The 7,722-nt window shown below is 66.3% G+C and carries 9 protein-coding genes, 1 tRNA gene and 1 riboswitch; of the genes, 6 read left to right on the top strand and 4 right to left on the bottom strand.

Annotated features, from left to right (window positions below):
* The first annotated feature begins 31 nt into the window (after positions 1 to 31).
* Complete coding sequence (locus ACWPOC_RS09485; RefSeq protein WP_455408466.1) at positions 32 to 1,051, top strand: magnesium transporter CorA family protein; 1,020 nt, start codon at positions 32 to 34, stop codon at positions 1,049 to 1,051.
* A gap of 28 nt (positions 1,052 to 1,079) precedes the next feature.
* Here ACWPOC_RS09485 and ACWPOC_RS09490 read toward each other — a convergent pair whose 3' ends face one another.
* Positions 1,080 to 1,256 carry a hypothetical protein gene (locus ACWPOC_RS09490; RefSeq protein WP_162836410.1) on the bottom strand — a complete coding sequence of 59 codons (177 nt, stop codon included), beginning with the start codon at positions 1,254 to 1,256 and terminating at the stop codon, positions 1,080 to 1,082.
* Positions 1,257 to 1,375: 119 nt separating this feature from the next.
* Here ACWPOC_RS09490 and ACWPOC_RS09495 point away from each other — a divergent pair, with 119 nt between their 5' ends.
* Positions 1,376 to 1,573, top strand: coding sequence for a CsbD family protein (locus tag ACWPOC_RS09495; RefSeq protein ID WP_026060957.1), 198 nt, complete (start codon positions 1,376 to 1,378; stop codon positions 1,571 to 1,573).
* Between the two features lie 185 nt (positions 1,574 to 1,758).
* On the opposite strand, the gene ACWPOC_RS09500 is transcribed toward ACWPOC_RS09495, so the two are convergent.
* Positions 1,759 to 1,956, bottom strand: a complete 198-nt coding sequence (locus ACWPOC_RS09500) for a hypothetical protein (RefSeq protein ID WP_006553868.1) — start codon at positions 1,954 to 1,956, stop codon at positions 1,759 to 1,761.
* A gap of 220 nt (positions 1,957 to 2,176) precedes the next feature.
* Between ACWPOC_RS09500 and ACWPOC_RS09505 the strand changes: the two genes are divergently transcribed.
* The gene (locus ACWPOC_RS09505; protein WP_174247080.1) at positions 2,177 to 2,323 is read left to right on the top strand and encodes a hypothetical protein; all 147 of its coding nucleotides are present in this window, start codon (positions 2,177 to 2,179) and stop codon (positions 2,321 to 2,323) included.
* Between the two features lie 7 nt (positions 2,324 to 2,330).
* Here ACWPOC_RS09505 and ACWPOC_RS09510 read toward each other — a convergent pair whose 3' ends face one another.
* Positions 2,331 to 4,067 carry a hypothetical protein gene (locus ACWPOC_RS09510; protein WP_455408467.1) on the bottom strand — a complete coding sequence of 579 codons (1,737 nt, stop codon included), beginning with the start codon at positions 4,065 to 4,067 and terminating at the stop codon, positions 2,331 to 2,333.
* 317 nt (positions 4,068 to 4,384) lie between these two features.
* Positions 4,385 to 4,481, top strand: a riboswitch (TPP riboswitch).
* Between the two features lie 36 nt (positions 4,482 to 4,517).
* Here ACWPOC_RS09510 and ACWPOC_RS09515 point away from each other — a divergent pair.
* Genes ACWPOC_RS09515 through ACWPOC_RS09525 form a run of 3 tightly spaced genes read left to right on the top strand, consistent with a single transcriptional unit; the run spans position 4,518 to position 7,061 of the window.
* The gene (locus ACWPOC_RS09515) at positions 4,518 to 5,531 is read left to right on the top strand and encodes an ABC transporter substrate-binding protein (protein ID WP_455408479.1); all 1,014 of its coding nucleotides are present in this window, start codon (positions 4,518 to 4,520) and stop codon (positions 5,529 to 5,531) included.
* A complete protein-coding gene (locus tag ACWPOC_RS09520; RefSeq protein ID WP_455408468.1) occupies positions 5,509 to 6,294 on the top strand; it encodes an ABC transporter permease in 786 nt (261 codons plus the stop codon). Before ACWPOC_RS09515 ends, ACWPOC_RS09520 begins: the two co-directional genes overlap by 23 nt.
* Positions 6,291 to 7,061, top strand: a complete 771-nt coding sequence (locus ACWPOC_RS09525; RefSeq protein ID WP_455408469.1) for an ABC transporter ATP-binding protein — start codon at positions 6,291 to 6,293, stop codon at positions 7,059 to 7,061. Before ACWPOC_RS09520 ends, ACWPOC_RS09525 begins: the two co-directional genes overlap by 4 nt.
* Before the next feature lie 503 nt (positions 7,062 to 7,564).
* On the opposite strand, the gene ACWPOC_RS09530 is transcribed toward ACWPOC_RS09525, so the two are convergent.
* Positions 7,565 to 7,630 (bottom strand) — tRNA-Leu (locus tag ACWPOC_RS09530).
* Between the last annotated feature and the right edge of the window lie 92 nt (positions 7,631 to 7,722).

The following is a 7,722-nucleotide window of genomic DNA, read 5'->3' on the forward strand; positions in this document are numbered from 1 at the left end:
GAACCTCTCGTATTGCGGGGATCCTGCCGAGGTGACGGACCGATACGACAACTCCATCCGGACCCGGCGGTGGGCCCACGGGAAACTCGTCGACGAAGGTTTCCCGCTGTCCGCTGTCTCGGAGCATCTCGCCGATCCCGAGGCCTTGGTCTGGGTAGATCTGTGGGATCCCGAACACGCCGCTCTGCTCGAACTCGCCGAGGAATGGAACCTCGACCCGCATGCCGTCGAGGATTCGCTAGCACACGGCGAGCGCACGAAGGCCACCCGCTACGCCACCCATACCTTCCTCACGGTCTACGCGACGCACCTGTTTCCGGATTCCGAGGACGAGGATCAGGCGCACGAGTCCCGGCTCCGCACCACGCGGATCTCCGCCTTCGTCCTGCCCCGCGGCGTCGTCACCGTTCGCCGCGGCACTCCCTTCGACATCGACGAAGTGGTGCGCCGGTGGGACGAGAACACCGACCTGCTGCAGTACGGGCCGGGTGCGCTGATCCACGGCCTTCTCGACACGGTCGTCGACGGGCAGTTCGAGACCATCCAGGAACTCGACGACGCCGCCGAGGACCTCGAGGACTGCCTCTTCGAGGACGGTGCCTCCACCCGGCAGATCCAGCGCCGCGTCTACCGGCTCCGCAAGGAACTCGTGCAGCTCCGGCGGGTCGTGCTGCCGATGCGCGAGGTCGTCAACGCCGTCCTGCGCACCCGCGCCGAGAGCAACCACCACCCCGAGCTCGACAGCTCCTACAACGACCTCTACGACCACGTGATGCGTGCTGCGGAGTGGACCGACTCGCTGCGCGAGATGGTGAACACCGTCTTCGAGACGAACCTGTCGCTGCAGGACGCGCGCCTGAACATCGTCATGAAGAAACTGACGGGATGGGCCGCGATCATCGCCGTCCCCACGGCCGTCACCGGCTGGTACGGCATGAATGTGCCCTATCCCGGAGTAGGCGAGGCGTGGGGACTGATGAGTGGGGTCGGGATCATGGTCGTGTCGGCGATCGTGCTGTACGTGCTGTTCAAGCGCCGCGACTGGTTGTGAACCCGCGTTGCTCGGTGAACGGCTCTGTTCAGAGGAAGACGACGAGCAGCACGACGATCACGACGACCACCGCGACGGCAGCGATCACCGCACCCGCCGAACGCCGGCGCTGCACCGGCCCGTCGCGGACGAGTTCGGGATCGGCGTCGGGCGCGTCCCCGATCGGGTCGTTGTTCTCGGGACCGGAGTTGGTGGGATGCGACATCGGTCTCCTCCTGGCTGTCTGTGTCGAAGTCTGACACGGACGAGTCGGTCGTGTTCGGTTTCAGGCTGTTCGGGCCGGGTACTCCGTCAGAGCAACGTTCGATGACACAGGAGGACCCCATGGCCGACTTCGTCGACAAGGCAAAGCACAAGGCAGAAGAAGCGGGCGGCAAGATCAAGGAGAACACCGGTCAGGCGACCGGCGATCGTGATCTCGAAGCCGAGGGTCGCGGCGATCAGACCTCCAGCGGTCTGAAGCAGGCAGGCGACAAGGTCTCGGATGCCGTCGAAAACGTCAAGGACGCTTTCAAGAAGTAGCCCCTGAACTGCGCGGTGCCGGTAGTTGCGACTACCGGCACCGCGCTGTTGAGGTGCTCGGCACCGCGTCGTGGAGGTGCTCGGCACCGCGTCGTGGAGGTGCTCGGCACCGCGTCGTTCGTTCGGGTACCGCACCGAGCTGTGCCGGTGCGTGCAGCACCCCGCTCTCACGGGGTGCTGCCGGACTACTTCGAGGAGGTGCCTTCGGTGTCGTCGAAGAAGTGCCAGGTGCCGTCCTGCTCGTTCTGCGCCTCCATGCGCCAGCCGAGTTCGCTGTTGTCGGCGCGCTGGTCGACGAACCAGGCGTGCGCGTCGTCCGCGCTCTCGATTTCCTTGGTATCCACGACGTTCCCGGTCGGGTCGATCACTCTGTAGGTAGCCATGCCGAGTGTCTTCCCACGCGACTCGCCGGTCAAACGTCGCGCGAACCTTCTGGTGTAGGGTGGAGTCATCGTTCGGCTCGCACATGATGAGCAACCTCGCACCACAGTGCCCGAAGGTTCCGAGCCGAACGTGAGAGTTCCCCGCCGCGTGTACCGCGGCCCCTCTTCTTCGCACTGCCCCACGGCCGGGGTCTACCCGGCCGCACCCGAAAGGACGGCCATGAGCCAGAACAAAGAATTCGACAATCCTCTCTTCCTCGCGCCCACCACTCCGGAGGCCGACGCCGAGACCGAACCCGTCACCGCTGTCGCCGAAGTGAGCGGACCCCACGACTACACCTCGATCTTCTCCGCGCGCGGCGCCTGATCCCGCCTCATCCGACTGTGAAGCTTCCACCCCGGTCGGCTGCGAAGTCGGCCAGCGCCTGCGACACCTGCTCGGGCCGCCCGTCGTTCTGATCGGCGGCCGCCGTGAGCACATCGAGGTGGTTGTATCCGGACAGAACCCACCGGCGTTCGTTCGGATGATCCGTCTCGGGCAACGAGATACCTCCGTTCGCCACCAGCGTCACCACAGGATTGCGCGTGACACCGTCGCGGTGGAGATGACCTTCGAAGCGGGTCGCCGATGCGAGGTCGAACGGAAGCCTCGACGGGAAGTACCACTCGGTGAAATCCAATGGTGGCTCCGACAGATTCCGCGCGAGCTCCGCGATCGACGTCACCTCGCTCCCCCGATCGGTGTACCGCGCCTCGTCGGGTGACGACGCTTCAGTGCTCACCTCGTCGTAGTCGAGCCACCGGTAGACGACTCCCGGATCGGCGAAGACCGCCGGCGACGCCTTGAGCGCATCGCCGAAGAATCCCGACCCGAGCACCTCCGGCGTGGCGGGAACAGGAAACAGCTTGTCGCGCACGGGTGCCCCGGTGATGAATCCGACGCTCGCCTGCAGGAACCCCAGCGGTTGCGAATTGTCGTCGAGGATCGCGCCGAGCACCGCCTCGTTGGTCGCGTTCAACGTCCGCACGTCCGGGTCGCCCGTCGCGAACATCGCGTAATCCCCCGCCAGCAGAGTGCGCAACGTCCAGTCGATGTTCGGGTTGTCGGGCATGTGCGAGACGATCCCGTCGGTGCCGTCCGGGTCCAGTCGCGCGGCGAGTCCGGTGAGTGCGAGCAGATTCGTCGTCTCGGGATTGATGACCGCGGGAAGTGCCAGCACCGGCGACGCCGTGGAGATCGAACCGGACAGCGCATCGAGCGGAGCGGATACCGTGTCGGGCAGATCCGGGAGCGCGCCCCGGCCGGGGAAGGGCGCTCCGGCTCTGATCACCGTATCGAGCGCGAAGTACCCACCGCACTGGTTGTAGCCGGCGTCGTCGGTGGTGGCGGGATCTCCGTCGAAGTCCCATTCCGCGAAGTAGCCGGTGATGAAACCACCGAGAGAATGTCCGCCGCACAACACTTTCCGTTTCCGCAGTTCCGGGTCGGGAAGTTCGTGACGCAGCAGGTCGTACTGGTCGCGCAGCGTCTGCTCGAGTCCGACCTGCGAAAGCCACGCGACGTCGGCGCCGCTCGCATGGCCGGCGAATCGTCGCCCGTCCACTTCAGCACCGCGGAAGTAGTAGTCGGTCGCGGTGTCGAGCGAACCCGTCCGCAGCGCCGCCCGGGTACCGGTGTGGTCCTCGAGGCAGTTCGATCGCCGGTCGAGTGCCCAGAACTCGACATGGGCACCACGGGCCGCGGCCGCGACGACGGTGTTGCGCGCGACGCTCTCGAACGCGCCCGCTCCCTCGAAGATCCCGGGCTGGGCGACGAGGATCCGGTCGGCGTCGGCCGAACTGTCCGGTCCGTCGGCCGACCGCCACCGCAGATACGACAGCCGGTCGCATGCTGCGGGTCGCGGTCCCGCTTCCGCCGGCAGCGGCGCGGGTATCGACACCACGGACCCGAACACCTCGCCGGCCAGTGGCGCCGACGAGGTGTACGGCATTTCGGTGCGTCCGGTCGGCTCCGACGCGGTGCGTCCGATCGGCTCTGCCGACACCACCGATGCCGTGAGCACACTTCCCATCACCGCCGCAGCCAGTGCGGCGCCCATCCTTGCGCGCATCCCATCCCCCGATCGGTTCGTGCGTATTGAACACCGTTGCGGGAGTCGGGTCTACGGAAACGACAGAAGAAAGGACCCGTCGGAGTTCACCGACGGGCCCTTCATCGTCCACGCAAGGGGGAGGCGTGCGCAGACCGATGGCCTGCCGTTCGGGGGAGGTGACAGGGACCATCACTCGAAGAGTCGGGACCTTCGACCCTTCCGTTACGGGTGAAATGCGAGGGTGACACCCTGACCTGGGCTTTTGCGTAACTTCGGGTCACATCTTCCGTTCTGCTCCCGTCCCGGTGGTCCCTGGAGGGCATGGTGCTAAGGTCGCCCGTGACACGGGGTGCTCCGCACGAGCGGGGCTGAGATCACACCCGTCGAACCTGATCAGGTAATGCTGACGAAGGGATGTCCCGACATGACCATGCCTGTACCCACATCGATCCGTCCCCTGCCCTCGCAGTGAAGGCGCAGCGGACTCTCGCCGGACTGCTCACCCTCGTCGCCGCACTCTCCGCGGTCGTCGGGTGCTCGTCCGATTCCGGGAGCGACACCATCCGATTCGCGTTGGACTGGACGCCCAACACCAATCACACCGGCCTGTACGTGGCGCAGCAGGAGGGTCTGTTCGCCGACGCGGGTCTCGACGTCGAGATCCTGCCGTACAACAACGCGACCCCCGACACCCTCGTCGACGCCGGTAGCGCCGAGTTCGGGATCTCCACGCACGCCACATCGACCATCGCCAGAGCCGCCGGGTCCCGGACCGTCGCGGTCCTCGCACCGCTGCAGCACTGGGCGACAGGGATCGCCGTGCGGGCCGACAACGCCGAGATCACGCGGCCGGCGGATCTCGACGGCAAGACCTTCGCGGGCTTCGCGAACCCCGGTGAGGACGAGATGCTCGCCGAGGTGATCCGCAACGACGGTGGTCGCGGTGAGTTCGAGAATGTGACGCTCGGGACGTCGTCGTACGAGGCCGTCTACTCGTCGACTGCCGACTTCACCGTGTCGTACCTGGCGTGGGAGGGTCTCGAGGCCGAGCACCGCGGCCTGCCCATGCGGTACTTCGGTTTCACCGATTACGGCTTCCCCGACGCGTACGCGATCGTCGTCGACGGCAACGAGGACTGGATGACGGAGAACCCGGAGCAGGCACGCGCTTTCGTGCAGGCGCTGCACCAGGGTTACCGGATCGCCGCCGACGATCCCGACCGCGGGGCCCGGGCCCTGATCGAGGCGAACCCCGGGGCCTTCCCCGACGAGGAACTCGTCTACGAGAGCCAGCGCATGCTCGCCGCCGAGTACATGCGCGACGCCTCCGGCGCCGTCGGGGTCCTCGACGCCAGGAAATGGTCGGGCTATGCCCGGTTCCTCTACGAGAACGGCCTGCTGTCCGGACCCGACGGCAGCCCGTTGACGACCGAGCCCGACTGGTCGACCTATGTCACCGATGACTACCTCGAAGACCGATAGCACCGGCCGCGCACGTCGACTCCTTCCCGCCCTGCTCGTCGCCGGGGCGCTGGTCGCGATCTGGCAGACGTACGTCGTGGTGAGCGGTATCCGCCCGCAGGTGTTGCCCTCCCCCGCACGCGTTCTCACGCAGGGGTGGGCGCATCGCGTCGACATCGCCGGGCACGCCTGGTCCACACTGCAGGTCACGCTCGTCGGGTTCGCCGTGTCGCTGGCCCTCGCGTGGGTGCTCGCGATCGCCGTGGACTTCTCGCCGTGGCTGCGACGGGCCTTCTTGCCGTTGTTCGTGGTGTCACAGACCCTGCCGATCATCGCGATCGCGCCCTTGATGATCATCTGGTTCGGATTCGGACTACTGCCGAAGATTCTCGTCATCGCGCTCGTGACGTTCTTCCCCGTCGCGATCGGACTGCTCGAAGGGTTCGCGGCGGCCGACCGCGAGGCGGGCGCGTTGCTGCGCAGCATGGGCGCGTCGCGGTGGCAGCAGTTCCGTTACGTGCGCCTGCCGTCCGCGCTTCCCCGCTTCTTCACCGCCCTGCGGATCGGGATCACCTACGCCGTAGTGGGGGCGGTGTTCGCCGAATACGTCGGCGCGACATCCGGTCTGGGCATTTACATGAGCACACAGAAGAATTCGTTCCGCACCGATCTCGTGCTCGCAACCGTGGTGGTGACGGCCGTTCTGTCGCTCACGTTGTACTCGCTGACCTACGTCGTCGAACGGGTGGTCGCGCCGTGGGCACTCACGAAGGGGGCGAAATGAGTGCGGTGACGGTGACCTCGGTCCACAAGGCGTACGGCGACCGGGCGGTGATCGACGGCATCGACTGTTCCGTCGAACCCGGTGAATTCGTGTCCCTCATCGGGCCGAGCGGGTGCGGCAAGTCGACGCTGTTCTCGATCGTCGCGGGGCTCGAACAACCCGACACCGGAGAGGTTCTCGTCGGCGACTCCCCCGCAGCACCCGGGGGGGTCGCGCTGATGCCGCAGAAGGACCTGCTGTTCCCTTGGCGGACGGTGCTCGACAACTGCACACTCGGACTCGAGGTGCAGGGTGTACAGCGATCCGACGCTCGCGCCCGCGCCCGCGAACTGCTGCCGACCTTCGGCCTGGCCGGCTTCGAGGACGCTGCGCCGCACCAACTGTCGGGCGGTATGCGTCAACGCGCGTCGCTCGCACGCACGGTGCTGCAGGGACGCGACGTGCTCCTGCTCGACGAGCCGTTCGGCGCACTGGATTCGCTGACCCGCACCGAGATGCAATTGTGGTTGCAGCAGGTGTGGCAGCAGCATCGGTGGACGGTGCTGATGGTGACGCATGACGTCCGCGAGGCGGTGTTGCTGTCCGATCGGGTCGTCGTCCTCGGTCCGCGACCGACGCGGGTGGAGCACGAGGTGCGTGTGCACCTGCCTCGACCTCGAACCCTGGAGATGTGCGCGTCGAGCGAGTTCGTGGCGCTCGAGCAGAACCTGGTGGACCTCCTGCACCGGTCACGTCACGGGGATCAGCGGAGGATGACCTCGAGATAGTCGCCGCTCGCTCTGCTCACCGGCGGTGCATCCGCTACAAAATTCGTCGTCCGCTACAGCAATTTGCCGTAGCGGATAGCGAGAACGGTAGCGGATGTGTCCGACAAGGCGGGGCCTGACTGTCACCGGCGATGGTTCGGGCGTCGGGGAAGGACCCCGCTACGGCGCGTCGCTGGGCATGAAGGTGGCCATCGCCGACATCGACCCTGACCGAGTGCCTGAAGCTGGAGGTCGAGGCGGCCGGATACGACATCACCGTCGCCGCGGTTCTGCCCGGCCCGGTGGTCAGCAGGATCTTCGAGCGGGCCGGCGGGGACTCGGAAGCCGATGCGCTCGAACGCGAGGCGATGTTCAAGGTCGGCGAGACCGCCATGCCTGTGGAGGCGTAGCGCACCTCCGAGCTGTGGTCATCCATCCGCTACACGAATCGCCATCTGCTATGGCAAATTGCTGTAGCGGATGGCAAGCGATGTAGCGAATGCATCGGGGCGATCCCGGACCTGTGCCCCCAGTGGGACTCGAACCCACACTTGGCGGATTTTAAGTCCGTTCGATACCCGTCGTGTGGCATCGTGCGATGCCTTGACCTGGGGTTTTGTGTCGTGTGGCGCCGTGTGAACCCCGTTGATGTGGCGTGAGTTGTGACAACTGTGTGACAACT

The sequence above is a fragment of the Rhodococcus sp. 5G237 genome, assembly GCF_053764735.1.